The sequence below is a fragment of the Lysinibacillus sp. NPDC059133 genome (assembly GCF_042755925.1).
Taxonomy (GTDB): domain Bacteria; phylum Bacillota; class Bacilli; order Bacillales_A; family Planococcaceae; genus Lysinibacillus.
Map to the genome: position 1 here is coordinate 34863 of NZ_JBHZDH010000025.1, position 26500 is coordinate 61362.

The 26500-nt window shown below is 37.5% G+C and carries 26 protein-coding genes and 8 tRNA genes; 30 read left to right on the forward strand and 4 right to left on the reverse strand.

Annotated features, from left to right (window positions below):
- Positions 1–142: 142 nt before the first annotated feature.
- Together ACFXN8_RS14385 and ACFXN8_RS14390 are read right to left on the reverse strand one after the other, a co-directional pair.
- A complete protein-coding gene (locus ACFXN8_RS14385; RefSeq protein ID WP_386845989.1) occupies positions 143–934 on the reverse strand; it encodes a YwqG family protein in 792 nt (263 codons plus the stop codon).
- Positions 935–1030: 96 nt separating this feature from the next.
- Complete coding sequence (locus ACFXN8_RS14390; RefSeq protein ID WP_386845991.1) at positions 1031–2191, reverse strand: MFS transporter; 1161 nt, start codon at positions 2189–2191, stop codon at positions 1031–1033.
- Between the two features lie 847 nt (positions 2192–3038).
- On the opposite strand from ACFXN8_RS14390, the gene ACFXN8_RS14395 reads away from it, so the two are divergent.
- The gene (locus ACFXN8_RS14395) at positions 3039–3176 is read left to right on the forward strand and encodes an Lmo0850 family protein (RefSeq protein WP_166672133.1); all 138 of its coding nucleotides are present in this window, start codon (positions 3039–3041) and stop codon (positions 3174–3176) included.
- A 64-nt stretch (positions 3177–3240) separates the two neighbouring features.
- Here ACFXN8_RS14395 and ACFXN8_RS14400 read toward each other — a convergent pair whose 3' ends face one another.
- Positions 3241–4428, reverse strand: coding sequence for an FtsW/RodA/SpoVE family cell cycle protein (locus ACFXN8_RS14400; RefSeq protein WP_376072623.1), 1188 nt, complete (start codon positions 4426–4428; stop codon positions 3241–3243).
- Positions 4429–4812: 384 nt separating this feature from the next.
- Here ACFXN8_RS14400 and ACFXN8_RS14405 point away from each other — a divergent pair, with 384 nt between their 5' ends.
- The 9 genes from ACFXN8_RS14405 to ACFXN8_RS14445 all read left to right on the forward strand — a co-directional run bounded on the left by ACFXN8_RS14405 (position 4813) and on the right by ACFXN8_RS14445 (position 13855).
- Positions 4813–5568, forward strand: coding sequence for a hypothetical protein (locus tag ACFXN8_RS14405; RefSeq protein WP_376072707.1), 756 nt, complete (start codon positions 4813–4815; stop codon positions 5566–5568).
- An 88-nt stretch (positions 5569–5656) separates the two neighbouring features.
- A complete protein-coding gene (locus tag ACFXN8_RS14410; protein WP_386845994.1) occupies positions 5657–5806 on the forward strand; it encodes a hypothetical protein in 150 nt (49 codons plus the stop codon).
- 40 nt (positions 5807–5846) lie between these two features.
- Positions 5847–6926 (forward strand): D-alanine--D-alanine ligase, encoded by a 1080-nt coding sequence (locus ACFXN8_RS14415; protein ID WP_376072626.1) that lies wholly within the window; start codon positions 5847–5849, stop codon positions 6924–6926.
- An 11-nt stretch (positions 6927–6937) separates the two neighbouring features.
- Positions 6938–8305, forward strand: coding sequence for a UDP-N-acetylmuramoyl-tripeptide--D-alanyl-D-alanine ligase (locus tag ACFXN8_RS14420; RefSeq protein WP_376072629.1), 1368 nt, complete (start codon positions 6938–6940; stop codon positions 8303–8305).
- A 114-nt stretch (positions 8306–8419) separates the two neighbouring features.
- A complete protein-coding gene (locus ACFXN8_RS14425; protein ID WP_376072632.1) occupies positions 8420–9112 on the forward strand; it encodes an alpha/beta hydrolase in 693 nt (230 codons plus the stop codon).
- 351 nt (positions 9113–9463) lie between these two features.
- Positions 9464–11020 carry a degradosome RNA helicase CshA gene (cshA, locus tag ACFXN8_RS14430; protein WP_376072635.1) on the forward strand — a complete coding sequence of 519 codons (1557 nt, stop codon included), beginning with the start codon at positions 9464–9466 and terminating at the stop codon, positions 11018–11020.
- 207 nt (positions 11021–11227) lie between these two features.
- Positions 11228–11707 (forward strand): PH domain-containing protein, encoded by a 480-nt coding sequence (locus ACFXN8_RS14435; protein WP_376072641.1) that lies wholly within the window; start codon positions 11228–11230, stop codon positions 11705–11707.
- Positions 11700–13166 carry a PH domain-containing protein gene (locus ACFXN8_RS14440; protein ID WP_386846017.1) on the forward strand — a complete coding sequence of 489 codons (1467 nt, stop codon included), beginning with the start codon at positions 11700–11702 and terminating at the stop codon, positions 13164–13166. The genes ACFXN8_RS14435 and ACFXN8_RS14440 overlap by 8 nt, the downstream gene beginning before the upstream one ends.
- Positions 13167–13279: 113 nt before the next feature.
- The gene (locus ACFXN8_RS14445; RefSeq protein ID WP_386845998.1) at positions 13280–13855 is read left to right on the forward strand and encodes a GNAT family N-acetyltransferase; all 576 of its coding nucleotides are present in this window, start codon (positions 13280–13282) and stop codon (positions 13853–13855) included.
- Between the two features lie 96 nt (positions 13856–13951).
- Here the strand turns inward: ACFXN8_RS14445 and ACFXN8_RS14450 are convergent, their stop codons facing one another.
- A complete protein-coding gene (locus ACFXN8_RS14450; protein ID WP_376072647.1) occupies positions 13952–14572 on the reverse strand; it encodes a rhomboid family intramembrane serine protease in 621 nt (206 codons plus the stop codon).
- 64 nt (positions 14573–14636) lie between these two features.
- Between ACFXN8_RS14450 and acpS the strand changes: the two genes are divergently transcribed.
- The 20 genes from acpS to ACFXN8_RS14550 all read left to right on the forward strand — a co-directional run bounded on the left by acpS (position 14637) and on the right by ACFXN8_RS14550 (position 26272).
- Positions 14637–14990: a holo-ACP synthase gene (gene acpS / locus ACFXN8_RS14455; RefSeq protein ID WP_100546140.1), complete on the forward strand. Its 354-nt coding sequence runs from the start codon at positions 14637–14639 to the stop codon at positions 14988–14990.
- Between the two features lie 305 nt (positions 14991–15295).
- Complete coding sequence (locus ACFXN8_RS14460) at positions 15296–16402, forward strand: LolA family protein (protein WP_386846001.1); 1107 nt, start codon at positions 15296–15298, stop codon at positions 16400–16402.
- A 219-nt stretch (positions 16403–16621) separates the two neighbouring features.
- Positions 16622–17743: an alanine racemase gene (gene alr / locus ACFXN8_RS14465; protein ID WP_386846003.1), complete on the forward strand. Its 1122-nt coding sequence runs from the start codon at positions 16622–16624 to the stop codon at positions 17741–17743.
- 321 nt (positions 17744–18064) lie between these two features.
- The gene (locus tag ACFXN8_RS14470; RefSeq protein WP_049663444.1) at positions 18065–18328 is read left to right on the forward strand and encodes a hypothetical protein; all 264 of its coding nucleotides are present in this window, start codon (positions 18065–18067) and stop codon (positions 18326–18328) included.
- Between the two features lie 4 nt (positions 18329–18332).
- Entirely contained in the window at positions 18333–18683 is a 351-nt protein-coding gene (locus ACFXN8_RS14475) for a type II toxin-antitoxin system PemK/MazF family toxin (RefSeq protein ID WP_376072659.1), read from the forward strand.
- 405 nt (positions 18684–19088) lie between these two features.
- Entirely contained in the window at positions 19089–19490 is a 402-nt protein-coding gene (locus ACFXN8_RS14480; protein ID WP_386846005.1) for an anti-sigma regulatory factor, read from the forward strand.
- Between the two features lie 12 nt (positions 19491–19502).
- On the forward strand, positions 19503–20498 hold the full coding sequence (locus tag ACFXN8_RS14485) for a PP2C family protein-serine/threonine phosphatase (RefSeq protein WP_386846007.1): 996 nt from the start codon (positions 19503–19505) through the stop codon (positions 20496–20498).
- Between the two features lie 71 nt (positions 20499–20569).
- Positions 20570–20905 carry an anti-sigma factor antagonist gene (locus tag ACFXN8_RS14490; protein WP_376072668.1) on the forward strand — a complete coding sequence of 112 codons (336 nt, stop codon included), beginning with the start codon at positions 20570–20572 and terminating at the stop codon, positions 20903–20905.
- On the forward strand, positions 20902–21372 hold the full coding sequence (gene rsbW, locus ACFXN8_RS14495; RefSeq protein ID WP_376072671.1) for an anti-sigma B factor RsbW: 471 nt from the start codon (positions 20902–20904) through the stop codon (positions 21370–21372). The genes ACFXN8_RS14490 and rsbW overlap by 4 nt, the downstream gene beginning before the upstream one ends.
- Entirely contained in the window at positions 21350–22135 is a 786-nt protein-coding gene (gene sigB, locus ACFXN8_RS14500; RefSeq protein ID WP_386846010.1) for an RNA polymerase sigma factor SigB, read from the forward strand. Before rsbW ends, sigB begins: the two co-directional genes overlap by 23 nt.
- 221 nt (positions 22136–22356) lie before the next feature.
- Positions 22357–24531: a Tex family protein gene (locus ACFXN8_RS14505; protein WP_386846012.1), complete on the forward strand. Its 2175-nt coding sequence runs from the start codon at positions 22357–22359 to the stop codon at positions 24529–24531.
- 409 nt (positions 24532–24940) lie between these two features.
- Positions 24941–25402: a SprT family protein gene (locus ACFXN8_RS14510; protein WP_376072680.1), complete on the forward strand. Its 462-nt coding sequence runs from the start codon at positions 24941–24943 to the stop codon at positions 25400–25402.
- A gap of 91 nt (positions 25403–25493) precedes the next feature.
- A tRNA-Asn gene (locus tag ACFXN8_RS14515) sits at positions 25494–25570 on the forward strand.
- 1 nt (position 25571) lies between these two features.
- Positions 25572–25643, forward strand: a tRNA-Glu gene (locus ACFXN8_RS14520).
- 36 nt (positions 25644–25679) lie between these two features.
- Positions 25680–25755, forward strand: a tRNA-Asp gene (locus tag ACFXN8_RS14525).
- 5 nt (positions 25756–25760) lie between these two features.
- Positions 25761–25835: transfer RNA gene (locus ACFXN8_RS14530), tRNA-Gln, on the forward strand.
- Between the two features lie 14 nt (positions 25836–25849).
- Positions 25850–25922 (forward strand) — tRNA-Lys (locus ACFXN8_RS14535).
- A gap of 65 nt (positions 25923–25987) precedes the next feature.
- Positions 25988–26073, forward strand: a tRNA-Leu gene (locus ACFXN8_RS14540).
- 26 nt (positions 26074–26099) lie between these two features.
- Positions 26100–26176 (forward strand) — tRNA-Arg (locus tag ACFXN8_RS14545).
- Between the two features lie 22 nt (positions 26177–26198).
- A tRNA-Gly gene (locus ACFXN8_RS14550) sits at positions 26199–26272 on the forward strand.
- Positions 26273–26500 lie beyond the last annotated feature (228 nt).

Here is a 26500-nt window from a genome sequence, read left to right on the forward strand (position 1 = left end):
GTAATCCAAAATCAACTTTGCCTTGTTGTATTGTAATGGTTGTATCTTTGCTTTCGCAACCGAAAACATTGTTGCTGACGCTTTGCTTTCGCACAGACAGACATTGTTGCTGACGCTTCGCTTTCGCACAGAAGATAAATAATTAGTAATGCTCCCATTGGAATAAAATATCGGAAAAATCTTTTTGCAGAAGCTTTTCTTGGTTAATGAAGAATTTCCCAACGCCGCTATCAGCCCACATAATACCGATTTCATCATTAGAGTCGATTTGGAGTAATAATACATCATATCGTTTAAGAAGTTGTGATTCATGACGGATATCTTCCTCTAAAAAATAAGCATAACCACCAATTTTAGCTCCAGCCCCTAAGAAGTGTTGTAGATAAATCTCTCGTAAATCAACATCCTCTGATGAAGGAATTAAGTTCGGTAAATAATGTATAGCTCGATAATCTAAAGCAGAAACAGGTTCTTGGATCGGTTGAAACTGTAATGCTAATTCCTGACGAATAGGGAACTGATCGTTTGCTATTTGTGCTAAAGACTCCTGTCTAGGGGGTGTTGCTTCAAAATTTACGGTAGGATAAAAACGTATTTTATAAAATTGCTGGAAAATATCCTCATGATAATGATCAGCATTTACAAAAATAGTAGATGAAATAAAAAATTGCAGAATACCCTGAGATGGGAAATCCTTTAGTGGTGGCATTTCTGCAAAATTAATTTGAGCTAATAGCCGCATAGGCTCGCCTGTAATATCTTTCGGATATGTCTGGTAATACGGTAAATATGGTTCTCCAGCAAATTTACTTTCCGTTAACGTAGTTGAACGCTTATAAGGTGTGATAATCATTGCTGAAAGTAGTGTATCTTCAATTTCAAAACGAAACAATTCTAGCTCTTTTGGAAGTAAAAGATTTGTTGTTTTGTTCATGCAGAGCCCTCCGATATTCCGCTTTAAGGAGTCCAATTCCTTGACGTGTTTTCCATACTTAGAATTACTAGTAAGTTACGGCTTTTTATCAACAAATTATTCAAGTCGTAAAGATTTATTTGATGCTTTAAAAATAAATATTAAACTTATTGAAACGAGGGCTATTGCTGCTGACGTATAGTAGCCTAAACTAGATTGCATTGTAAATAGCCAAGTGAAGAATAGTGGACCCAGAATGCGTCCTAGGTTATCCATTGAATAGGAAAGACCTGCAGCAGTCCCATATTGACCACCAGATTCTTTAGTTGAAAGGGATACGACGCATGTTCTTGCGAGTGCATTTCCTGCTGTAAAAACACAAAGGGCAAAACCTGCGATCAATAAGTTAGCTGTTAAAGTGAATAAAAGCATACCCATTGCTGTGACAATTTGTGCACCTATTAACCAAGTTGTCTCGCTTCCATTTTTAATTCGTCTAACAATACCGCCTTGAATAGCTGCATCTACAAAGCCACTAAACATAAACAAATAACCAATTTGTAATGGTGTAATTTGAATTCGATCAATTTGGAACAACTGGAACGTCGCTTCCACTCCTGCCAGCATAAAAGTCACTAAAAATGAGAACATAAATAAATAACGCACACGGTACTGCAGCATTTTTGTAGCACCCTTTGGCACAAGTGCACGTTTATTTGTATCTTTTCGTTTTGTAGGTTCTTTTAAAACGAAACTTGCATAAATAAATAATAGTGCAATTAGTGCTGCTGAAGCGATAAAGGGTAGTTGCAAGCTATAGTGTCCGAGCATACCACCAATTGCTGGACCAAAAATAAAACCGAGCCCGATGGACATGCCCATGAGACCCATATATTTATTGCGATCCTCCTCACTCGACATATCTCCTACAAAGCCTGTTACAGCTGTATATAGTGCTCCCGAGAATAAACCACCCACAACACGTGAGATGTACAACATTACTAAATTATTAATAAATAAAGAGAAAATAACAAAGCTTAAGCTAAAACCTACAAGACCTATTAATATAAGTTGCTTACGACCTACCTTATCGGACAGCATACCCCAAAGTGGTGCGGTGAAAAAACTGGCGAGCGAGTACACTGTAAGTAAGCCACCTACATGTATATTATCCCAGTTTTGCTGAACTATAACCTCAGGTAGGACAGGTATTATAATTCCAAATCCTAGGTAGACGAGGAATTGGACAGACATTAATAATAAAATTGCCTTTTTCATACAGTACCCTACTTTCATACAATATTTTAGTATGTATATTCTACCTCTCTTGTTATTGCTATTACAAGAAAACGGAAGATAAAACATATTAAGTGGTTAATTCCCATTATCAAAAGTAGGGGATGACATTTGTTGAAATGCATGCCATGTATAAAAGTGATTAGAGTGAAGGCATGACGAGCTCTCAGGGACAGTGCAGTAGAGAAAAGAGGTTAAAACGATGTATAAAAAACTGCAGACTGTTAACAATGGAATTATATTAATGCTTAAAATTAATGAAGATTTTTAAAGTAACTAAATGGACTCATTCCATTTTTAATTTTTGTATCGATTGTCGTATAGTGTATTAAATTATCACTGAGGTATACTACTAGAGGGTATATCGATATTTTAATTTTTCATGTTTAATTTTTGCTATTTAGTGGTAAATGAAGAAAAAATGGTTCGTCACCATAACGTGTGGTTGATTTCCGTTCCGACTGGGCGCTTTGTTGTTGCTGCCGCTACGCTTTCGCACAGATAAAACAATTGTTGCTGTCGCTACGCTTTCGCACAGAGCAAAGCTTCTGGGGGCGTCCAATCCTAAGGAGTCGGCCAGTCGTAACGAAGATCAACTTATATACATGGGATATGTTTTAATAAAATAACATCCTACGTTTTGATGAAAAGCCGTAAATAGTTAAGCGAAGGAAAAATTTACATTGTAACAAAAATGAAAAATTTTAAAGCGAAGTTAAATGGTATGATAGAAAGAGATTAACTCGTCAGACATCATACGCTTGCAAAAACGAAACTTTTTTGGAAATAAAACGTTATATAAATTCGAGGAAAGATTGAGGTGGAATGTATGAAAAAAGAAGTAGATTTGAAAAAGATTGTTTCGAATTTATCTAAGTTGGGTGTAACAGCCACTGTAACAAAGTCTCGACTTGAACTTTTAAAAGTGCTCACACCACCAACGCAAACACCGCAAGTTCAAGCTTAACTCGTTTTGCAAATAAAAATGGGTAGTCTCTGTAATTGAGACTACCCATTTTTTATATCCATAATTAATCATCATCATCATGAGTGGTAAACATGTAAGTTCGGTAGTGGAAACGCATACTGAAAACAAGACCGAGGGCTAGAGCGTTCCCCATCAATGAACTTCCTCCATAACTGATAAACGGTAGGGGAATACCTGTAATAGGTAATAACTGAATAGTCATACCGATATTTTCAAATACGTGGAATGTAATCATTGCAATAATACCAGCACATACATAAGTTGAGTATGGATCTTTCAATAATAGTGTAGTTTTTGTTAAATGATAGATTAATAAAAAGAAAATACAAATAACGATACTAGCACCAATAAAACCCCATTCTTCTCCGATAACTGTAAAAATAAAATCGGTATGATTTTCGGCAACGTAAACTTCACGACTACGGAAACCTTTACCGAAAATTTCACCTGAACCAATGGCGTTTAGGGAAGTAATTAAATGGTATCCATCACTAGAAGAATATGAATATGGATCTAACCAAGAATAGATTCGAGCAAATTGATATGGTTTAAAGCCGAATGTTTTCTCTAAAAAACCCTGCATATAGAGTGCCATCCATAAAAGAGAACCACCTACTATAGCGCCACCTAGAAAAGTTGGTAAAATAATTTTCCATGATATACCTGCTACAATGACAACGGCAGCTGTAATGGCAAAGAACACTAATGCTGAACCAAGGTCAGGCTGCTGCATAATAAGAGCTAAAGGTAGTAACAGTGTAACAGCGATTTTACCTAGCAATATAAAGTCTGTTTTTAATGATCTAAAAGAATAGACTTCGTTGTGCTTACTAATAAGTCGAGCAAGTGCTAAAATGTAAAAGGTTTTCATAAACTCAGAAGGTTGAATATTTCCAAGAGGTGTATGATACCAGCTTTTTGCACCATTAATTTTTGCACCGATTTGTCCTGTTCCTTCTGGCATGAAGATAAGTAGTACTAATAATACGATGCCTGCCCCGTACATATACCAAGACATTTTTTTATATTGGTCAGGTTCGAAAAACATAACTATTCCAATAATTACTGAGCAAATGACGTACCATCGCAATTGTAAAGGAACATAGTTAACACCATACTGACCTGATGTTTGAGCCGACGCGATGGCTAACAAACTTATGACTAGGAAGGTTAAAAGTATAAAAGCGAGCGTCCAGTCAAAACGATTCGCGAAATTTCGTTTATTTTCCATACAAGCCACCTATATTAAAATAGTATCTCTTAATGAGTAAATTTGATTTAAATTAATTCCAATTCAATATACTACCAAATATATTTAAAAAGTGCATCCTCAAGAGGCAAATATCAAACCGAAGTGAGCGTGTGAACAAGGGGGCTCAATACTTGCTTTTGATTTAGAATCCTCTCAGATATTTGTAAGAAATGAATAGAATTATATTCTTTCTAAATGTGCTCATTCCGAGTAGTTAAAAAACATATATGCAATAGCATCTTTAACATTCATATTATACCGTAAAAAACACTTTTACGCCTGTGAATATTGTTATGACGATTATTAGCATTAAATGTTTCAAAAATTCCTGTTTAGTTTTATAATGTAGTGAAGAATGGGGTGATGGTTGTGGGTAAAAAATTGAAGTCAGCTGAAGATTTTATGTTTCATATTTATGTTCATATGAATGAGGTCGATAAATTTGTTGTTTTTAGCGGGCTTAAATTCTCGCAATTTGTGGCTGCACTTGAACCACTTCATCACTTACTGTTATTGAAACATTCCTATGAAGATGGTTCCTTTAATATGCATACACAGTTGGATTATATACCAGAAGAGGAAGTACCTCAGTTTGTAAAAAAATCTACCGAATCCAAAGAATTATGTTGGATAGACTTTATGGATGAGAAGAGGCTAGACCAACTAACACCGATGGAACAAGGGGAATTACTTTACATAAGTCATAAAAAGGAACCGATTACTTCGCCATTTTTTAATAAATTACAAAATCGATTTGTCTACTATTCTTCAGATTTAGAGAAAATGACTAAAATTTATTTTCGCCATTTAAGTGATTCAGATTTACTCATAGCTAATGTTTTGAACGGTTTGATTCGTGAAAAGGAACGTAGCACTGGTTTTTGGCGAAGGAAGGTGAATTCGAGTATTCCTGCTATTTCACCGGAATTTTTGCGTGCCTATCGTTCATTTGCTAAAGATGGGGCACTGTTATCATTGTATCGAATTGAAAAGCCTAAAGTAGCTTATGGTCTCGAAATTCGCAATCTGTCAGAGTATTCCTTCCCTGATGAGGTGTGGGATGATTTAAAAAATACAATTTTGAAAAATGAGCACGATGAATTGATTTATATTATTTAACCGTTCATTTGTACGTAGAATGAATATACACTAAATCTCACCGTCAAAATTACGGTGAGATTTTTATCGTCATTCAGTAATTGTTTTAATGTTTGTAACGAAAGTAAAGAGTCAGCTACAAATGTTTTGTGTAGCGAAAGCAAAACGACAGCTACAAATGTTTTATGTAGCGAAAGCAAAGCGACAGCTACAATTACGGCAAGGCGAAATTGATGTCATTTATCAAGACGTTTCATGATAAACTAATAGTACACAAGAAGTATGTGGAGGGCACAAAAATGAAAAAAAGAATCGGTTTATTATACGGTGGAAAGTCAGCAGAGCATGAGGTGTCATTATCGACAGCACGTGCGGTCACGGGAGCTTTGAATTTCGAGGAGTATGAAGTATATCCGATTTTCATTACCCTTGAAGGAGAATGGCGCCGCGGTGAGCGTCTAAAAAAACCTGCAAGTACAATTGAAGAATTACAATTTGGTGGTAATGCCACTATTTTAGAAAATAATATTACAGATTTTTTAATTGATAAAGATGGTAAATCTGTACAATTCGATGCAATTTTCCCATTACTTCATGGTACTAATGGTGAAGATGGAACTGTCCAAGGTTTACTTGAAGTTCTGAATTTACCTTATGTAGGAAATGGTGTGTTAGCATCAGCAACTGGCATGGATAAAGTAATCATGAAGCAATTATTTGAAATTGCTGGCTTACCACAAGTGCCGTATACGTATTTCATTCGTAGCGAATGGGCTCATGAACAGGAGGCTATCCTTGCTCGTTGCGAAGAAAACCTGGATTGGCCGATGTTTGTGAAACCTGCAAACTTAGGATCAAGTGTTGGAATTAGCAAGGCAACAAATCGTGATGAATTAGTGAAGGCTATCGAAATAGCCTTACAGTATGATCGTAAAATTGTAGTTGAGCAAGGTATTATCGCTCGTGAAATTGAACTAGCTGTGCTAGGAAATGACTTCCCGGAAGTTTCTGTACCTGGCGAAATCAAACCAGTTACTGAATTTTATGATTATGACTCTAAATATAAAGATGGCTCAACAATCCTTATTATTCCAGCAGAGCTTCCTGAGGATACAGTATCTAATTTACAGGAGCTAGCTAAACGTGCATTCAAAGCTATTGATGGAAGCGGTTTAGTTCGTGCGGACTTTTTTGTGACAGCCGATAACAGCATTTATATTAACGAAGTGAATACAATGCCAGGTTTTACACCTGTAAGTATGTATCCACTACTTTGGCAACATACAAATGTAAGCTATTCAGAGCTTATTGATCGTCTGATTACTCTAGCGATTGAGCGTTTTGAAGAAAAACAACAGCTTCACTATAAAAAAGACTGAGTGGGATTATTGTGAAAAAAACATTAAAGCAGTTAGCTACATGGTTAAATGAAGAAGAACCAGCTTTTGGCGACACGGTCGTATCAGGAATTTCCATTGATACAAGAACAATTCAACAAGGAGACTTATTCGTTCCATTTCGTGGCGAGAAGGCCAATGGTCATAAATTCGTTCAGCAGGCTATTGAAAAAGGAGCAGGTGCTTCTCTTTGGCAGAAAGATGAACCGAATCCACCTCAAGATGTACCATTACTCTTTGTAGATGATCCAGAAGTGGCGCTTCAACAAATGGCACGTGCCTATCGCGATGAGCATAAGGCGAAGTTTATTGGCATAACTGGTTCAAATGGTAAAACATCGACGAAAGATATTTTAGCAGGAACGCTCACACCATTTTTTAAAGTACAAAAGACCATTGGGAATTTTAATAATGAGCTAGGTTTACCTATTACGGTATTACAGCTAGATGAAGATACTGATGTTGCCGTACTTGAAATGGGTATGAGTGGTTTTGGTGAAATTGAGTTTTTAACGAATCTTGCTCGTCCACATATGACAGTGATTACAAACATTGGTGAGGCTCATATGCAAGATTTAGGCTCACGTGCCGGAATCGCAAAAGCTAAGTTTGAAATAATTCAAGGAATGCAACCAGATGGAGTGCTATTTTATGATGGAGATGAACCACTGCTTCAAGAACTAGTTGCGAAAGAGCAGCAGTTAAAGGCCGTGGCATTTGGCTTAGAGCATGGCAACTTATTGTATGCAGACAATATTGAAGCAACTGCTGATGGTAGTAGCTTCTCCACACAAGGTGTGATTGAAGGGGATTTCTTTATTTCCGTTCTCGGGAAGCATCAGGTGAAAAATACATTAGTCGCCATGTTAATTTCTCAACAGCTAGGTTTAAATGATGACCAAATTCGTGCATCCTTAAAACAAGTAGCTCTTACGGATATGCGCATGCAGCAAGTGAATGGATCAAATGGGGCATTGTTTATTAATGATGCATACAATGCTGCACCAACTTCTGTAAAGGCGGCTATTCAATTTGTCGCATCGACAACGATTCGCCCAGAAAAATGGCTTGTGTTAGGTGATATGCTTGAACTTGGACCAAATGAAAAGCGTTTCCATGAAGATTTATCGAAGGATATTCATGCGGATGAAATCGCTTATGTATGTTTATTTGGCCCACGAATGGCTTATTTAAATGAAGTCTTAAAAGAGCGATTTGATGAGGACCATTTGCTATATGTAGAGGATGATTATTCGCCAATTATCGATAAACTACAGCAAGCTAAAGAGGAGTCTATCGTTTTACTAAAAGGCTCTCGTGGCATGAAATTAGAAACGATCTTACGTGCATTTACAAAGTAACTTTAAACGGGCGATTAATGTGAGATAAAATGAAACAAGGAATCGGTGGGACATTCTCTCATCGATTCTTTAAATTCTTGATTTAAATGAGTTACACATTTAGAGGTGAAAGTAATGTCAGTAGGTGTGTTATGTATACATGGATTTTCAGGCGGACCTTATGAAGTAGAACCTTTTACTACCTATTTACGAACGCATACAAATTGGCTTATTGAAGAACCTACCTTGTCAGGGCATGGAGAAGAACTACAAATGCGTGGTTTCACCGCTAAGCATTGGTTAATGGATGCCGAGCTCGCTTTTCGTGCGCTTGCCAAAAAAGTAGATGAAGTAATAGTAGTTGGGTTTTCGATGGGAGGCATTATAGCGCTCTATTTAGCCAAGCGTTATAAAGTGAAAAAGCTCGTATTACTAAGCGCTGCTGCTAAATATGTGAGCCCGAAGCAACTGGTTAAAGATTTTAAAATGCTTGCCACTGAGGCATACCATCGTAATTTGTCTAATAATGAGCTGTATTTACGATACCGGCATAAGTTTAATCATGTGCCACTATCGTCAACGATTGAATTCATGAAGCTTGTTCGAATGGTGGAGCCGTATTATAAAGATATTAAAATTCCAGTGTATATTGTACAAGGGAAATTAGACGGAATTGTGCCTTATCACACTGCTCGCTTTTTATACGATCAATTAACTTCAAACGAAAAAACTTTGTATATTTCTGATAATGGGAAGCATCATATATGTTATGGTGAAGATTGTTCTGAATGGTTTTCTTATGTTTTGTCGTTTTTAAAGAGTGCGTAAAGTAGTCAGATTATTACGACTCATGCGTTATCGTTGCATACGTTTTAATCCCATGTTAGACTAGTGTAAGCAATGGATACATTTTGTGCGAAGACTCTTCATATTTGATTGAAGAGTACTTTTTTTTGAACACAACGGTTTTATTCTAAAGTGAATAATTACGACAGAATCAAACCGCTCGGTAAAGACCGGGCTTTCCTTTTCATATAAGAGAGCTCTATGTGACCATCATATAGAGAAAAATTTTAAGTAACGGAAACGTTCCAAAACACAGGCTCGAATTTGCCGACAACTTCATCTGAAAATGTAACCATTTGTCAACTTAAAAGCAAAAAAAGGAGATTGAGAAGTTTGACAAATTTTTCAGAATTAAATATTAGCGAATCTACATTACGCTCAGTAAAGCGTATGGGATTTGAAGAAGCAACACCAATCCAAGAAGGTACTATTCGTTTTGCAATTGAAGGCCGTGATGTATTAGGTCAAGCGCAAACAGGTACAGGTAAAACTGCCGCTTTCGGGATTCCACTTATCGAAAAAATCGACCCAAAAAACCCTAATATCCAAGCATTAGTAATTGCACCAACTCGTGAATTAGCGATTCAAGTTTCAGAAGAGCTATATAAAATTGGTTATGATAAACGTGTAAAATTGTTATCAGTTTACGGTGGTCAAGAAATCGGCCGTCAAATCCGTGCACTGAAAAATAAACCTCAAATTATCGTAGGTACACCTGGTCGTATAATTGACCATATTAATCGTCGTACTTTAAAATTAGAAGATGTTCAAACATTGGTACTTGATGAAGCTGATGAAATGTTAAACATGGGCTTTATCGATGATATTAATTCAATCTTAGAAAATGTGCCTTCAGAACGTCAAACATTATTGTTCTCAGCAACAATGCCACCAGCAATCCGTAAAATTGCTGAGACATTTATGCGTGATCCAGAAATCGTAAAAATTAAAGCGAAAGAACTAACAGTTGATAACATCGATCAATATTTTGTGAAATCTGCTGAGCGTGAAAAATTCGACATTTTATCTCGTTTATTAAACGTTCACCAACCAGAACTTGCTATCATCTTTGGACGTACAAAACGCCGTGTGGATGAGCTTGCACAAGCGTTATCAATTCGTGGTTACCTTGCTGAAGGAATCCATGGTGATTTAAGCCAAGCGAAACGTATTTCTGTGTTACGTCAATTTAAAGAGAATAAAATTGATATTCTTGTGGCAACAGATGTAGCTGCTCGTGGGCTTGATATTTCTGGTGTAACACATGTTTATAACTTCGATATTCCTCAAGATCCTGAATCTTATGTTCACCGTATTGGTCGTACAGGTCGTGCAGGTAAATCAGGTCTTGCAGTAACATTTGTAACACCACGCGAAATGGGTTACCTACGTATTGTAGAAGAAACAACGAAAAAACGTATGACACCACTTCAACCACCAACATCGGACGAAGCTTTAGTGGGTCAACAACGCCTATCTATGGAGACACTAGAAGGTCTTATTGCGAACAACGATTTAGGTGATTATCGTATACTTGCGACAGAATTACTTGAAAACCATGATGCAATCGATGTTGTAGCTGCTGCACTTCGCTCATTAACAAAAGAGCCAGATGACTCGCCAGTAACAATTACTGAAGAACGACCATTACCAATGCGTCGTGAGCGTTCTAACAGTCGTGGTGGAGATCGTGGACGTGGCGGTAACCGTAGCTTTAACGGACGTCGTGATGGCGGACGTGGCGGAGATCGTCGTGGAGGAAGTGGCGGAGATCGTCGTGGAGGAAGCGGCGGAGATCGTCGTGGAGGAAGCGGTGGAAGTCGTCGAGAAGGCGGACGCCGTGAAGGTGGACAAGGTCGTTCACGCGCACCACGTCGTCACGAAGATTAATTTTATCTTCACGAAAATGATTAAACCTTACAGTCAAAGTGGCTGTAAGGTTTTTTTTAACTTCTTTCAGCGGGTGTCTAGCAACAAAGGCTATCTGTGCGAAAGCGAAGCGACAGCAACAATTACGCCAAGGCGAAATTGATAAAATTTTGAAACAAAAAGATAATTGGTTACGTATACATAGATAAGGAAAGAGAGGGATCGATTTTGAGATCTGAACCAATTCATAAGATTTCTAGGAAAGGGTTAACAGTATGGCGTTTATATGGTGTATTGCAAACGATATTTCTTTTGATTGTAGCGGCTTTAGTATGTTATGGAACTTATTATTTTGAATGGCCATCATTTATTTATTTCATTGCAGTTGTTGTAGTTATACTTAGTGCTATCCTATCTGCTTATCTATTTCCGAAAGTGAGATGGGAACGCTGGCGCTATGAGGTGCGTGAAAATGAGATTGAAGTGCAACATGGTTTATTCGTTGTTAAACGCACACTTATTCCAATGGTGCGTGTACAACATGTTGATACGACGCAAGGACCGATATTAAAAAAATATGGTTTAGGTAATATTTCAATATCTACGGCTGCAACTGTACATACAATTCCTGCACTTGTAATGGACGAGGCTGATGGGCTTCGTGCACGTATTTCGGAATTAGCAAGGGTGGCGGAAGATGATGTCTAAGGAAATTAATCGTTTACACCCAGTATCGGCTGTTATTACAAGTGCAAAAGCATTAAAGAGTATGATTTTCCCGTTAATTATTATTATTGCAACTAATGGGTTTCACTTCTCCTTTAATTTCCATAGTGATAATTTTTGGCGGATGATTTTCTTATTTGGTATATGGGGAGTAGGGGCTTTACTTGCGCTTGTTAGTGGCATTGTTAAATGGCGTACCTTTGTATATTGGTTTGAAGATGGAGAATTGCGTGTAAAGTATGGCTTGTTCGTTAAAAAGAAACGTTATATCCCATTTGAACGTATTCAAAGCTTAAATTACAATGAGGGTATTTTTCATCGACTATTTGGCTTAGTAAAAGTTCAGGTTGAAACTGCGGGAAGTAAGGATAGAAAACCTGAGGTAGAGCTAACGGCTATACGTAAGGCAGCGGCAGATGTAATAGAGCTAGAAATGCGCCGTGCAAAGAACCAAGTAAATGAACAGATGAATGATGAACAGTCGCTAATAGAGGAAATACCAGTTCCAACTATTTATCATATGTCGATACGTGATTTGCTTATATTGGCCATAACTTCAGGTGGAATTGGGTTCGTTCTGTCCGGGGTAGCAGCGTTTATCCCCCAGATTTCGGATATAATCCCATATGAGGAAATTTTTCACGAGCTAGCAGACTTTGCGAAAATTGGTGCATTTTTAGTTGTACTAATGGTGATATTCAGCCTAATTCTGGCATGGTTTGTGTCATTTGTTATTACACTGTTCAATTATTACGAATATACAGTCCGAATTGAAGATGAAAAGCTTATTATTACAAAAGGGCTAATTGAGAAAAAACGGATTACTTTACCGTTAAATAGAATTCAGGCGATTCGTATTGTAGAGAATCCAGTGCGCCAATTATTTGGCTTTGCAACAGTTGTTGTTGAGAGTGCTGGAGGAAATGGTGGAGAGGGAAATGATAAAAAAATTACTCTGTTCCCACTTATTCAGAAGCAAGATTGTTTGGGAACGCTAGAGCAACTTTTTCCAGATATAAATTGGCGACCAGAATTTATTAATTCACCAGAACGAGCTCGTCCATTTTTTTACCGAATTGATTTTGTTTGGCTCATACCTATAATTGGTGGATGTAGTTATTTCTTATATCCGTATGGGTTGCTTTCGTTATTATTAATTCCATTAACGATAGTAATTGGTGTTTGGCAACATAAATCAGCTGGTTATATGATCGATGGAAAGCAACTAACTATGCAATATCGTGTGTTCAGTCGTACTACATTCTTTATGGAGAAAAAACGCATACAATCTATTGGGACTACTCAAACCTATTTCCAAAAAAGAAAGAATGTTATGTCTGTAAAAGCAACGGTCATGTCAGGCATGACCGGTATGGCAGGGAATGTACGAAACTTAGAGCAGCAAGATGCTGAAACAATATTATCTTGGTATGAACATTGAATGCAATAATTTGGCTAATCCTTACAATTAATAGGAGGATTAGCCTTTTTTATCTATAAATATGCAAATATACTGTTTATAATAGAATAAATCAAACAAAAGGGGTGGTAATTTTGTTTAAGTATGATATTAATAAGAACACGTATTTAAAATTGTTGGATTTAAGTGACGTAGATGAATTATTCGCGTTGACGGATCGTTCGAGAGATACGTTGCGTGAATGGTTACCTTTTGTAGATGATGTGACAACAGTAGAGGATACAGAGCGATTTGTAAGAGGTGCGATGCAACAATACGCAGATAATAATGGCCTACAAGCGGGGATATATTATGATGGGAAGCTTGCGGGAGTGATTGGCTATCATCAAGTGAATTGGCAGCATAAATGGACAAGTATTGGATATTGGTTAGGGAACGAATTTGTTGGTAAGGGCTTAGTCACAAATTCTATGAAAGCATTTATTGATTACGCCTTTAGCTATTTAAAATTAAATCGCATTGAAGTGCGGGTAGCGGTAGGGAATATTCGAAGTCGTACAATTCCAAAAGTGTTAGGTTTTCATGAAGAGGGACGTTTAAGAGATGCTGAGTGGCTTTATGATCATCATGTAGACCAAGTTGTCTATGGCTTAACAGCGGTTGAATGGAAAAAAATAAAGGCAGCGAAAGAGGATACGGTCGCACTTTGAAATAAAATTGACGAATTGCATATCACTCTAGTATAAAAATAAGAGGAGCAATCCGTGATGATAGTTTATCACGGAGGAGTGCTCCTCTTGTACCTATTACTTACCTGCCATCTTTTGTTTACGCCAGCTTAAAATTCTTTTTGGATGTAAGTAAACGAGTCCAAGAAGGAATCCTGTTACTAAGCCGCCTAAGTGAGCATAGACATTCACATTTGACTGTAGGAAAGTCATAATAACGCTGATAACAATGATAGGCAAAATAAGTTTACGCAGCATAGGCATTGTGCGACGTGTATAGTAGACAAGTGCTCCGAAAGCACCGAATATTCCAAAAACAGCTCCACTTGCACCAAGACTTACATAGCTACTATCATAAAGTAAATAGGTTGCCATGTTGCCTACAATACCAGACATTAAATAAATTGTCGTAAAACGTACCTTGCCAGCAATTTTTTCAAGCTCTGGCCCGAATAAATACAGTGAAAACATATTAAAGAAAACGTGCAAAAAGCCAGCATGTAAAAACATTGCAGAAAAAACACGCCACCATTCACCTGATCGTATAAGGAAGTTCGCTTGAACTCCGTAATTCAATAAATTTTCTCCTACTCCAGGTAAAATAGTTAGTACATAAACAATTAAATTAACTGCTATTAATGTTGAAACAATCGGATAATACTTTGTGTATTGCTTAAAATTTTCTGTTCTACTAAACATAACTCCACCTCAATTTACAATTATTATACATGGCTTTTTAGAAATAGGAAAAGGAGAAGTTCAAATGATTAAAGGAATTGGTCTCGACATTGTAGAAATTGACCGTATTGCTAAAGCAATGAAAAGAACAAATAAATTTAAAGATCGCATTTTAACTGAAAAGGAAAGAGTTTTGTTTGATGCACATTCAGAAACTCGTAAAATAGAATTTTTAGCTGGACGATTCGCTTCAAAAGAAGCATTTTCAAAGGCATTAGGAACTGGTATTGGTGAAGAATGTAAGCTTCATGATATTGAAGTTTTAAGAGGGGAAGCTGGAAATCCGGTTTTATATTTCAAAGGGCAGCTTGTAAATGGATTTGTAAGTATAACACACTCCAAGCAATACGCAGCAGCACAAGTAATATTATTACAATAAAAAGTGTAAAACAAGCTTTCGCCATATAAAACATTTGTTGCTGTCGCTATGTTAACACTACGCTTTCGCACAGAAACATGTGTCGCTGTCACTACGCTTTCGCACAGAAAATATTTGTTGTCCCGACGCCTCCAGGAAAGCGCCCAGTCGGAACGGAAATCAACCACACTTTATGGTGATCGCTATTAAAAAGTAAATCAATTTCTGAGTGAAGATAAATATATTACCCTTATTCAAATGACATAACTGACAAATACGGTTCATATATTGTCGTAGTGGATTTGAAAGAAGGAAAGGGTGAAAGCGTGGGCAACCGAATAGTTAAATGGCTCGTCTTACTTTGTACGATATTACTTCTATCGGCATGTGGTACAGACTCACAGGAAAAAGTGTTGAAGAAAGTTAACGGAAAATGGGCAGAGACCAATGGTTATGAGTTAAATGCTACGATGGAGATTAAATCTGGTGGGGATCCGAAAAAATATGATGTAACGGTTTGGCATACGAAACCTGATTTCTATCGAGTAGAAGTAGTAGAAAGTGGGAAAGATGTTTCACAAATGATAGTGCGAAATGCAGATGGAGTTTTTGTTGTTACACCTACATTGAACAAAATGTATAAATTCCAAAGTGATTGGCCGAAGAAAAATAGTCAAGCTTATTTAATAGGTGCACTAGCAGAAGATTTAGCTCAAGATAAAAATTTAGTCATGAAAGAAGAGGACAAAGCATATATATTTGAAGCGGCTACTAGAAACAGCTATAAAAATAGTATGCCTCATCAAGTTATAACAGTTGATAAGAAAACAATGCTTCCAACTTCCGTAGTAATTATGAATGATGTAAAAGAAGAACAAATTCGTATCACATTTAAAAATATAAAATTAGGTGTTCAACACGCGGCTAAAGAGTATGCGGTTGAGCAATTTACAGAAAAAGATGAAACAAAAGGGGAAAAAGCTGCACCGCCAGAAAAAGATAACAAGGAAGAAAAGGATAAAGGAGATAAAGAGAGCAACAATAATGCGAATGGAAATGAAGGGAAACAAGCAGTAAGTGCAGAAGCCGAAAATACAAAGTTCCAAACTCATTACCCTGTTGTAAGTTTAGGAAATACGAAAATGGTGGATGAGAAAGTCATGCAAGAGGGTGGCATGGAACGTGTTATCTTAACATTTGACGGTGATAAGCCATTTACGGTTATGCAACAACCAGTTACGAAAGAGACGGCTATGTTGCCAGTATCATCTCCTGGTGATCCGGTAGATTTAGGCTTTACGATTGGAGCTATTACAGATACATCTATTAGCTGGGAAAAGGATGGCGTCGAATTCTTTGTAGCGTCTAGTAAATTGTCTCGTGAAGAAATGGTGGAAGTTGCCACTTCTATGACGATAGGTAGTATGAAATAATTTTTCTAGCTACAGCTTTCTATATGGAAAGCTGTAGCTTATTAAGTAAAATAGTACAGTTCTGATGAAAATTAACACTGTTTAGAAAGTGTTAAGTCATATATGATAAAAGTTATGTAGAAAATTAGTCTAAAATAGAAAAACTTATGGTAAAACAGTAGAGCAAAGGCGATTTAATCAATACATATTGTTTTAATAAAATATAAAGAGGGTATTCTAATGGAAATACAGCAGTATTTTAGACCGACCAAAGCAATTGTAAACTTACAAGCAATTCAACAAAACGTAAAAAATTTGAAAAAGCTACTTCGACCTAATGTTCAAATTATAGCTGTCGTAAAGGCAAATGCATACGGCCATGGAGATGTAGCCGTTGCAAAAGCGGCACTTGAGGCAGGGGCAACAATACTTGCCGTGGCAACGCCCGATGAAGCATTACATATTCGAGCGCATTTTGAAGAACCAGACATACTAATATTGGGTGCTTCTCCAGTTTCGTTCGTGCCATATGCTGCCCAGCAGCGCATAATCCTTACAGCTTTTGCAAGTGAATGGGTGCAGCAAGCAGCTCTGTTCATAGCTAATGAAGCAAATCCTTTACGACTACATATAAAAGTAGATAGTGGAATGGGCAGAATTGGCGTTCGTTCAGAACAAGAATTATTGGAACTCTATCAAACAATACAGAATACAGTGAATGTGGAGCTTGATGGGATATTCACACATTTTGCGACTGCGGATGAAGAAGATACCTCATACTTCGATAGACAGGTACAATTTTTTGAGAAATGTGTAACAGTGTTGCCTGAAAAACCTAGACTTGTTCATGCATCAAATACGGCTACATCCTTAGTGAAAGATGCTCATTTACAATTTGATGCCGTCAGATATGGTATTTCAATGTATGGTTTATCACCATCTTCTTATGTAGAAGGTATTTTACCATTTTCGTTACAGCCAGCGTTTTCGCTTGAGAGTGAGCTTGTTCATGTGAAACAGTTACGAGCAGGTGATTCAGTAGGCTATGGAGCAACTTTTGCGGCCTCTTCGGATATGTGGATAGGAACGATACCAATAGGCTATGCTGATGGAGTAATTCGCAAATTAGGTGGACAAGAAGTACTAATTGATGGACAAAGAATGCCGATTGTTGGACGAATTTGTATGGACCAATGTATGGTTGCCTTGCCAAAAGCATATGCTATAGGTGAGAAAGTAACACTCATTGGTCGTCAAGGACAGGATGTTATTTCAATGAATGAATGGGCAGCGAAGCTTGAAACCATTAATTATGAAGTACCGTGCATTATTACAGCGAGGGTTCCTAGATTATACATTTGACTTTAAACTAAAATCGGATGCAATTATCCCGAGGCATAATTGATCTTGGGACAATGAATACTATATTAGAACAACTAAAAAAACTTGGTGAATAACTACTTATTAATTAGGATGTTAAATTACCGAGTAGCTGAGCCGTTCATAATTTGTGGCATATTGCAAGGTGAATGAATCGGCATATACCTTCGACAACCTACATATTTTTACAACTTGGACTTTAAATTGTCAGATATTTTGTCATTTCGTGTCTTTTCAACGATATCTTTCAATGGTAGAATGGGTAGTAATGAAAAGTGGATGGTTCCGTTGGAGGTGCTTGCTGTGTACGAGAAAAAGTTAAGAGAAGCTACAATTGCTGTTCAGGATAGACTGTTTCTACAAACAAAGGAAGTAATTGAAAGTGAATCTTTTGCGCGTATTTTGTCGCGCAAAGTTTTAATGCAGGAGCAACCAAATCAAATACGGGAAGCTATGATGAAAGGATATGTTGAAATGTCTCATATAAATCTGAGTATTGCAAGTGAATGCCTGCATGCAGAATATGAAGCACAACATACAGTGGAGCGTCTCGTTAGCGGGGGATGACACTTTGAATGTAAAACGTGGTGACGTTTTTTTTGCAGATTTATCGCCGGTAGTTGGGTCCGAGCAAGGGGGCACTAGGCCGGTGCTGATTATTCAAAATGATATTGGCAATCGATTTAGTCCGACTGTCATCATCGCAGCTATTACTGCACAGATTCAAAAAGCAAAGTTACCGACGCACGTCGAAATTAATGCTGAAAAGTATGGTTTTGAACGTGACTCGGTTATTCTGCTCGAGCAAGTGCGGACGATTGATAAGTCAAGATTGACAGATCGTATTACACAACTTGACCATTCTTTGATGGAGAAAGTTGATGGTGCATTGATGATTAGTTTAGGGCTGGTTAAATTTTGATATACATATGTGTATAGCGGCATCGAGATGAATTTTCATCTCGATGCTTTTTTATATTGTACCTCAAATACTTATTACCATAAATTGAAATCGCTATTCAAAAATGGTATTAATAGATTTAAGGTGTAGTCAAAATCTAAACTTAGAATAGATTTTTGAAAAAACATTGAGTGGTTTAAGAAAATATACATAGATTTTTACCTTCATCCAGCAACAAGGTTTGTCTGTGCGAAAGCGAAGCGGCAGCAACAAGGTTTGTCTGTGCGAAAGCGAAATGCAAACGTAGCGACAGCAACCATTACGCTAAGGTAAAATCGATAATATAATAAAAATATTTAAAGTATTTAGTTAAGTAGGTCGAAAAAAGTTAAGAGTATAACTCCGAAAGGAATTGGGGGGACAGCAGTGACAATTAAGTCTTCGGTTGAAATTATTACTGAGTGGGATATAGTAGCAGCAAGACAACTGGGGCGTGACGAAGCAAAGGCACTTGGATTTGACACTGTTGATCAGGCTCGAATCACCACAGCTATAAGTGAACTAGCTAGAAATATATATTTATATGCAAGGATAGGTGTCGTTGAAATTGAGAAATTTGAGTCAGACACAGAGAAAAAAATAATTGTTATTGCAACTGATCAAGGCCCAGGAATAGAGGATGTTCGGAAAGTGATGGAGGATGGCTACTCCACTTCAGGAGGGCTCGGTGCAGGTTTACCAGGCGTTAATCGATTGATGGACAGTATGAATATTCAATCGGTTATTGGAGAAGGAACAACGATTAGAGCTGAAAAATGGCTGCGTTAGGATGTGGAGTTGTTGGACCGATTAGAATCTCAATATAAAAAGATTTTATCAGATTATATGGCTGATCAAACTGAAAAGAATTTGTATATTGCTCAAAATTTCACTCGTCAGTTAATCCAAAATAATATATCTCCAGAGGATGTTGTAAGTATTCATAAAAACGCAGTTGAAAAGCTATTTCCACGTAGAATGAGTGAAGAACAGCTTGCATATGATTTTCTTATCGAAGTTATGGTGCATTATGGAATGGCTCATAGGGAGCACCAAAGTTTATTACAAAAACAAGCTGAGTATGAAATAGAAATGAAAATTGCTACAAGTATCCAGAAAACATTACTTAAAACAGAAGTACCACAACTTTCAAACATCGATATAGGAATGATATCTATTCCAATCCGGAAAATGAATGGGGATTATGTACATTTTTTATATAATCGAGATGATTATTTGAGTGTAGCTGTGACAGATGTGGTAGGTAAAGGTGTTCCAGCCGCATTATGTATGTCTATGGTAAAATATGGATTGGAAGCATTGGAATATGCATATAGAGATCCTTCATATGTATTAGAGGTCATTAACCGAGTGATTGAGAAGAGTGTAGACGACAGTATGTTTGTGTCTATGTTCTACGGTTGCTTGGATATGCGAAATAGTATTTTTTCTTATGCTTCTGCAGGTCACGAGCCAGCTCTTCATTACAGTGCTAAACGTGATCAATTTATCCCTTTGGAATCAACGGGGTTATTATTAGGGGTGTTGCCAGAAACGAAATATTCTTATAATGAAATTGCTTTGGAAGAAAACGATATCGTAATCATGATGACGGATGGTGTTACTGAATTCAGATCGCATGATGAAGTGAATTCGCGAGAGGTCATAACGTCATTAATATTGGAAAATAAATACTTGTCAGCTCAACAATTATGTAATCTTCTTTATAAGCAAATTGAAAATTTACAGGATTTTAAACTATCAGATGATTTTACGATTGCAATTATAAAAAAATAATTATTTAGGTTTGATTTTTTGTAATTACGGGAATAGAAAAACAGTCTAACAAATTGGTGGAGGTGTGCTGTATGGACATGGCGATACACTTTAAGGAACTTGATCATAAACTATACGGATTTGTAGAGGGTGAAATAGATACTTTTACTGCTTCAGGACTTAGGGAGGAATTAGAGGCAGTAAAAATTACTGAAGGATTAGAAATAGTACTTAATTTATCAAAAGTTAATTATATGGATAGTACAGGACTAGGGATTTTTGTAGCCTTTTATAAAAGAACGCTACGCGAAAATGGTAAAGTTAAACTGGTTGGATTATCGAATAGATTACAAAGGTTGTTTGAAATTACTGGTTTAAGCGATTTAATGGATATTGAAACTGATAAAAAGGTGGAATTACGAAAATGAAGGAATTTGATTATATTGAGATAAGGGTTCCTGCAAAACCGCAATTTGTCAGTGTGATTCGATTGACGGTTTCTGGCTTAGCTAGTCGGGTTGGATTTAATTACGATGATATTGAAGATTTGAAAATTGCAGCAAGTGAAGCGGTAACAAATGTTGTACATCATGCCTATAAGGACGAAGAAGAGGGAGAAGTCGTCATTGGTTGCGCTTTGTATGAGAATAAAATAGAAATGATGATTGCAGATTATGGTAACAGTTTCAATTTTGAGGAGATAAAATCGAAAATTGGTCCGTATCATCCTGAAGAGAGTATTGCGGGTCTACGCGAAGGTGGTTTAGGGCTTTATTTAATGGAAACTTTGATGGATGAGGTGATGATAAATAACGATGGTGGCGTAACTGTTTTCATGACTAAGTATGTCGCAAGAGAGCAGGTGGAGGAAAATGTCGAAAGAATCACAACATAAAACTTCGTCTAAAGAAGATATACTAAGGTGGATTGCGCTGTACCAATCAACGGAGGATGATGAAGCTCAAACAAATTTAGTGATTCATTATCGATATTTAGTGGAGGCCATTGCACGTAAATATTCGAATGGTAAATCTAGTTATGATGATATTACTCAAGTAGGTATGCTGGGGTTGCTAGGTGCAATAAGACGTTTTAATCCTGACGTTGGCCGAAGTTTCGAAGCATTTGCTGTTCCAACGATTGTTGGAGAAATTAAGCGCTTTTTACGTGATAAGACTTGGGATGTTCATGTACCAAGACGGATAAAAGAATTAGGACCACGCATTAAAACAACAGTGGAAGCGTTGACAATTGAGTTGCAGCGTTCGCCATCTATTAAGGAAATAGCGGATCAATTAGAAGTGGAAGAAGAAGAAGTATTAGAGTCTATGGAGATGAGCCGTAGTTATCATGCTCTTTCGATGGATCATTCAGTAGAGTCAGATACTGACGGTAGCACAGTAACGTTATTCGATATTATGGGTAAAGAAGATGATGGCTATGAAATGACCAATAAAAGAATGATTGTTTCTGAAGCAATGAGTATTTTAGATGAGAGAGAAAGACAAATCATTCAGCTTACATATTTAGAGCAACTCACTCAAAAAGAAGTTGGGGAACGATTAGGAGTTTCTCAAATGCATGTATCTAGAATACAAAGGAAGGCAATAAAAAAATTACAAGAAGCTATCTTAGTAAGAGATGGTGTCTCGCTCTAAATTTTTTTGGGGGAGAGGGGCTGTCCTGAAAATAATGATATTGGAGGACGCCTGTTGTTGTCGCAGATACAAGTAATAGCATAAGCCGAGCAGGAAATGTTAGCGAAAAAAGCCTCTTCATAATTAAATGAAATAGTTTACTCTTCCGTTAGGGTAGACTATTTTTTTGCATTTTTAGTAAAGTGTAATGGTAAAATGAAAAGAAAAAAGGTAGTGATGATGTGGAACAAAAGCAAATGTTACAGCTCATTGCAAAAGATGTAGCTGTTAAGCCTGGACAAGCTGAGGCTGTTATTAAATTATTAGAAGAAGGAAATACCGTGCCATTCATTGCACGTTATCGAAAAGAAGCTACTGGATCCCTTGATGAGGTACAGATTAAAGCTGTAGAGGATCGTTATCACTACATACAGCAGCTTGAACAACGCAAAGAAGAGGTTATACGATTAATTCAGGAACAATATAAACTAACGCCTGAATTAGAACAAGCGATTCAAGCAGCAACTGTTTTACAGCGTGTAGAGGATTTATATCGACCTTATAAACAAAAACGCCGAACAAAGGCGACAATAGCGAAAGAAAAAGGGTTAGAACCTCTTGCGGATCTTCTATTAGAGTATCGTAATGATGCTTTAGAACAATTAGCAATGGCTTTCATAGATGAGGAGAAAGTTACTAATGTAGAGGAGGCATTAGCTGGGGCGCGAGATATTTTGGCAGAGCGCTTTGCTGATGACGCAGCAATCCGTGAAAAAATTCGTACGTATTCTTGGAAAGATGGAGTGCTCGTAACAAGTGTAAAGAATGCAGAGGCAGACGAAAAAAACGTTTTCGAAATGTATTACGAATATGAAGAGCCTGTAAATCGTATTGTCCCTCACCGTATTTTAGCTGTAAATCGTGGTGAGAAAGAAGAAATCTTAAAAGTGGCGATTCATGTACCGATAGATCGGGTATTGATGATTATGTGGAAGGAATGGATTCCTGCTACAGGTTCTTCTCCAGCCATTGCTGAAGTAAAGCTAGCGATAGAGGATTCGTACAAGCGTCTAATTCAGCCTTCTATAGAACGAGAGTTACGAAATGAACTTACAGAAAAGGCAGAGGCGCAGGCTATCCACATTTTTTCTGAGAATTTACGTAATCTTTTATTACAGCCCCCGATGAAAGGGAAGTATGTATTGGGTGTTGATCCAGCGTACCGTACAGGCTGTAAGTTAGCTGTTGTAGATGAAACAGGGAAGATGTTAGAGGTTACAGCTATTTACCCACATCCGCCAAAACCAGATGTAGCAAAATCAAAAGCAATTGTGAAAGGGATTTTAGCAAAATACCCAATTACTATAATTGCTATTGGTAATGGTACTGCCTCACGCGAAACAGAACAATTTATAGTAGATGTATTGAATGAGCTTGAAACTGATATAGCCTATGTGATCGTCAATGAAGCAGGAGCATCTGTTTATTCAGCGTCTGAAATTGCCCGTGCAGAGTTTCCGAATTTACAGGTAGAACAGCGTAGTGCCGTTTCTATTGCACGTCGTTTGCAAGATCCGTTGTCGGAGTTAGTAAAAATTGAGCCAAAAGCAGTTGGGGTAGGTCAGTATCAGCATGATGTCTCTCAAAAGAAATTGACTGAGTCCTTAACATTTATAGTAGAGACAGCTGTTAACCAAGTTGGTGTTGATGTTAATACTGCCTCAGCTTCGTTACTGCAATATGTTTCTGGATTATCTAAAACGGTTGCGGAGAATATTGTGAAGGTTCGAGAGGAAAATGGACAATTTACTACACGTGCTCAACTCAAGAAAATCCCAAGACTTGGTGCCAAAACGTATGAACAAGCAATTGGTTTCTTACGTGTTCCGGGAGCAAAAAATGCATTCGATGTTACGGGCATTCACCCTGAAAGCTATAGTGTCGCAGAGCAGATTTTAGAGGTTGCACAAATTGATAAAAAAGAGCTAGGGACACAGAAGGCGGAGGAAGCCATTGCAAAACTAGATGAAGAAAAATTAAGTGGAATTCTAGATGTTGGAGTTGTCACAATACAGGATATAGTGGATACATTAATGAAACCAAGTCGCGATCCACGTGATGCATTCCCACAGCCTTTACTGAAAACAGATGTATTAAAAATGGAAGATTTACAAGTTGGGATGGAATTGCAAGGTACAGTGAGAAATGTAGTTGATTTCGGAGCATTTGTAGACATTGGTGTGAAGCAGGACGGGCTTGTGCATATTTCTAAATTACAAAAAAGACGTATTAAACATCCATTAGAAGTTGTTGCACTCGGAGATATTGTGACGGTATGGGTAGAACAAATAGATGTCAATAAAGGGCGCATATCATTAACGATGCTACCTCCTAAAGATCAAACTATCGAAGCGTAATTAAGTGAAACTATAATCAGTGGGGATTCTCTTGATCCTCGCTGATTATTAGTCTTCACCAATCGGGCTATAACGGGCAGTTAATCTCCCACCTAACTTTTAGCCTTTGCTATATTTTATATTTGTACTTATTGCTTTATTTTCGATACGGATAAATTACTGCCCGTTATAGCGGGATAAAGTGAAACTATAATCAGTGGGGATTCTCTTGATCCTCGCTGATTATTAGTCTTCACCAATCGGGCTATTACGGGCAGTTAATCTCCCACCTAACTTAGCCCTTGCTATAGTTATACTTATTGCTTTATTTTCGGTACCGATAAATTACTGCCCGTTATAGCGGGATAAATTTTACCACACTGTCTATACTATACAGTGTGGTATTCTTGTTGTTAGAGGTGATATAGATATGAACAATGAGGAACTACAACATCTTGTTAGTCGAATATCATTAGAAAGTTTCCGGAAGCCTTTTATGCATCGAGCATATTTTAATGCACGGTTACGTTCAACAGGTGGACGTTATCTTTTACAATCGCACAATATTGAAGTTAACCCAAAAGCCTATGAATTATATGGTATTAGTGAAGTAGAAGGGATAGTTCGACACGAATTATGTCATTATCATTTACATTTGGAAGGCAAAGGGTATCAGCATCGAGACAAAGATTTTAGAGAGCTATTAGAAAAAGTGAAGGCTCCTCGTTTTTGTGCAGTATTACAAATCCCTAAGACATCTCCAAAGAAACAACGTCGACTTTATACATATACATGTGTAAAATGCCAACAGTTATATGTAAGAAAAATTAGAATGAATGTGGAGAAATACCGTTGTAGCAAGTGTCTAGGACGTTTAAAACTAATAGAATAAAAAAAATAATAAAAAAGGGTTGACGTTTACTACAGATGCTCCTATAATAGTAAAAGTCGACAAGATAACGACGACAAAACATGTGAATTATTCCGAAGTAGCTCAGTTGGTAGTAGCACCTGACTGTTAATCAGGTTGTCGCAGGTTCGAGTCCTGCCTTCGGAGCCATGGCCCCTTGGTCAAGTGGTTAAGACACCGCCCTTTCACGGCGGTAACACGGGTTCGAATCCCGTAGGGGTCATTTCATTATTTTAATTCATGAAAATATAGTAACGTTGGTCCCGTGGTGTAGCGGTTAACATGCCTGCCTGTCACGCAGGAGATCGCCGGTTCGATCCCGGTCGGGACCGCCACTTATTGGGGTATAGCCAAGCGGTAAGGCAACGGATTTTGATTCCGTCATGCCCTGGTTCGAATCCAGGTACCCCAGCCATTGTTTATTGTTTTGAGCCATTAGCTCAGTTGGTAGAGCATCTGACTTTTAATCAGAGGGTCGAAGGTTCGAGTCCTTCATGGCTCATTTTTTAAGGAAAAAGATTGACTTTTCGGATTGTCGTAGTACAATAAGGAAGTTCCCAATCGAATGCGGTCGTGGCGGAATGGCAGACGCGCTAGGTTGAGGGCCTAGTGGGGGTAACCCCGTGGAGGTTCAAATCCTCTCGGCCGCACCAAGTCAATTTATGAATATATACAAAATGCGCCCGTAGCTCAATTGGATAGAGCGTCTGACTACGGATCAGAAGGTTGTGGGTTCGACTCCTGCCGGGCGCGCCATTTTAATAAACATTATAATATTGCGGGTGTAGTTTAATGGTAAAACCTCAGCCTTCCAAGCTGATGTCGTGAGTTCGATTCTCATCACCCGCTCCAAAAAAACTTGTTGACATTCATATTTCTGTATAGTATGATGTAGAAGTTGTCGCTTAGAAACGACGTTATGAACCTTGAAAACTGAACAAGCAAAACGTAATCAATAAAGTTTTTAGTAACTAACCTTGAGTTTGTGAACGAAACAAAATTTTGGACATCAAACATGATGCCAGCAAAACAATTTGAGCTAATCAAATTTCTTTTTATGGAGAGTTTGATCCTGGCTCA

Coding starts and splice junctions, on each gene's coding strand:
- ACFXN8_RS14440 (WP_386846017.1), top strand. CDS start 11,700: ATGTCTAAGGAAATTAATCGTTTACACCCAGTATCGGCTGTTATTACA.
- ACFXN8_RS14385 (WP_386845989.1), bottom strand. CDS start 934: ATGAACAAAACAACAAATCTTTTACTTCCAAAAGAGCTAGAATTGTTT.
- rsbW (WP_376072671.1), top strand. CDS start 20,902: ATGAAGGAATTTGATTATATTGAGATAAGGGTTCCTGCAAAACCGCAA.
- sigB (WP_386846010.1), top strand. CDS start 21,350: ATGTCGAAAGAATCACAACATAAAACTTCGTCTAAAGAAGATATACTA.
- acpS (WP_100546140.1), top strand. CDS start 14,637: ATGATTAAAGGAATTGGTCTCGACATTGTAGAAATTGACCGTATTGCT.
- ACFXN8_RS14405 (WP_376072707.1), top strand. CDS start 4,813: ATGGTTGTGGGTAAAAAATTGAAGTCAGCTGAAGATTTTATGTTTCAT.
- ACFXN8_RS14450 (WP_376072647.1), bottom strand. CDS start 14,572: ATGTTTAGTAGAACAGAAAATTTTAAGCAATACACAAAGTATTATCCG.
- ACFXN8_RS14490 (WP_376072668.1), top strand. CDS start 20,570: ATGGACATGGCGATACACTTTAAGGAACTTGATCATAAACTATACGGA.
- ACFXN8_RS14390 (WP_386845991.1), bottom strand. CDS start 2,191: ATGAAAAAGGCAATTTTATTATTAATGTCTGTCCAATTCCTCGTCTAC.
- ACFXN8_RS14395 (WP_166672133.1), top strand. CDS start 3,039: ATGAAAAAAGAAGTAGATTTGAAAAAGATTGTTTCGAATTTATCTAAG.
- ACFXN8_RS14400 (WP_376072623.1), bottom strand. CDS start 4,428: ATGGAAAATAAACGAAATTTCGCGAATCGTTTTGACTGGACGCTCGCT.
- ACFXN8_RS14510 (WP_376072680.1), top strand. CDS start 24,941: ATGAACAATGAGGAACTACAACATCTTGTTAGTCGAATATCATTAGAA.
- ACFXN8_RS14415 (WP_376072626.1), top strand. CDS start 5,847: ATGAAAAAAAGAATCGGTTTATTATACGGTGGAAAGTCAGCAGAGCAT.
- ACFXN8_RS14410 (WP_386845994.1), top strand. CDS start 5,657: ATGTTTGTAACGAAAGTAAAGAGTCAGCTACAAATGTTTTGTGTAGCG.
- alr (WP_386846003.1), top strand. CDS start 16,622: ATGGAAATACAGCAGTATTTTAGACCGACCAAAGCAATTGTAAACTTA.
- ACFXN8_RS14425 (WP_376072632.1), top strand. CDS start 8,420: ATGTCAGTAGGTGTGTTATGTATACATGGATTTTCAGGCGGACCTTAT.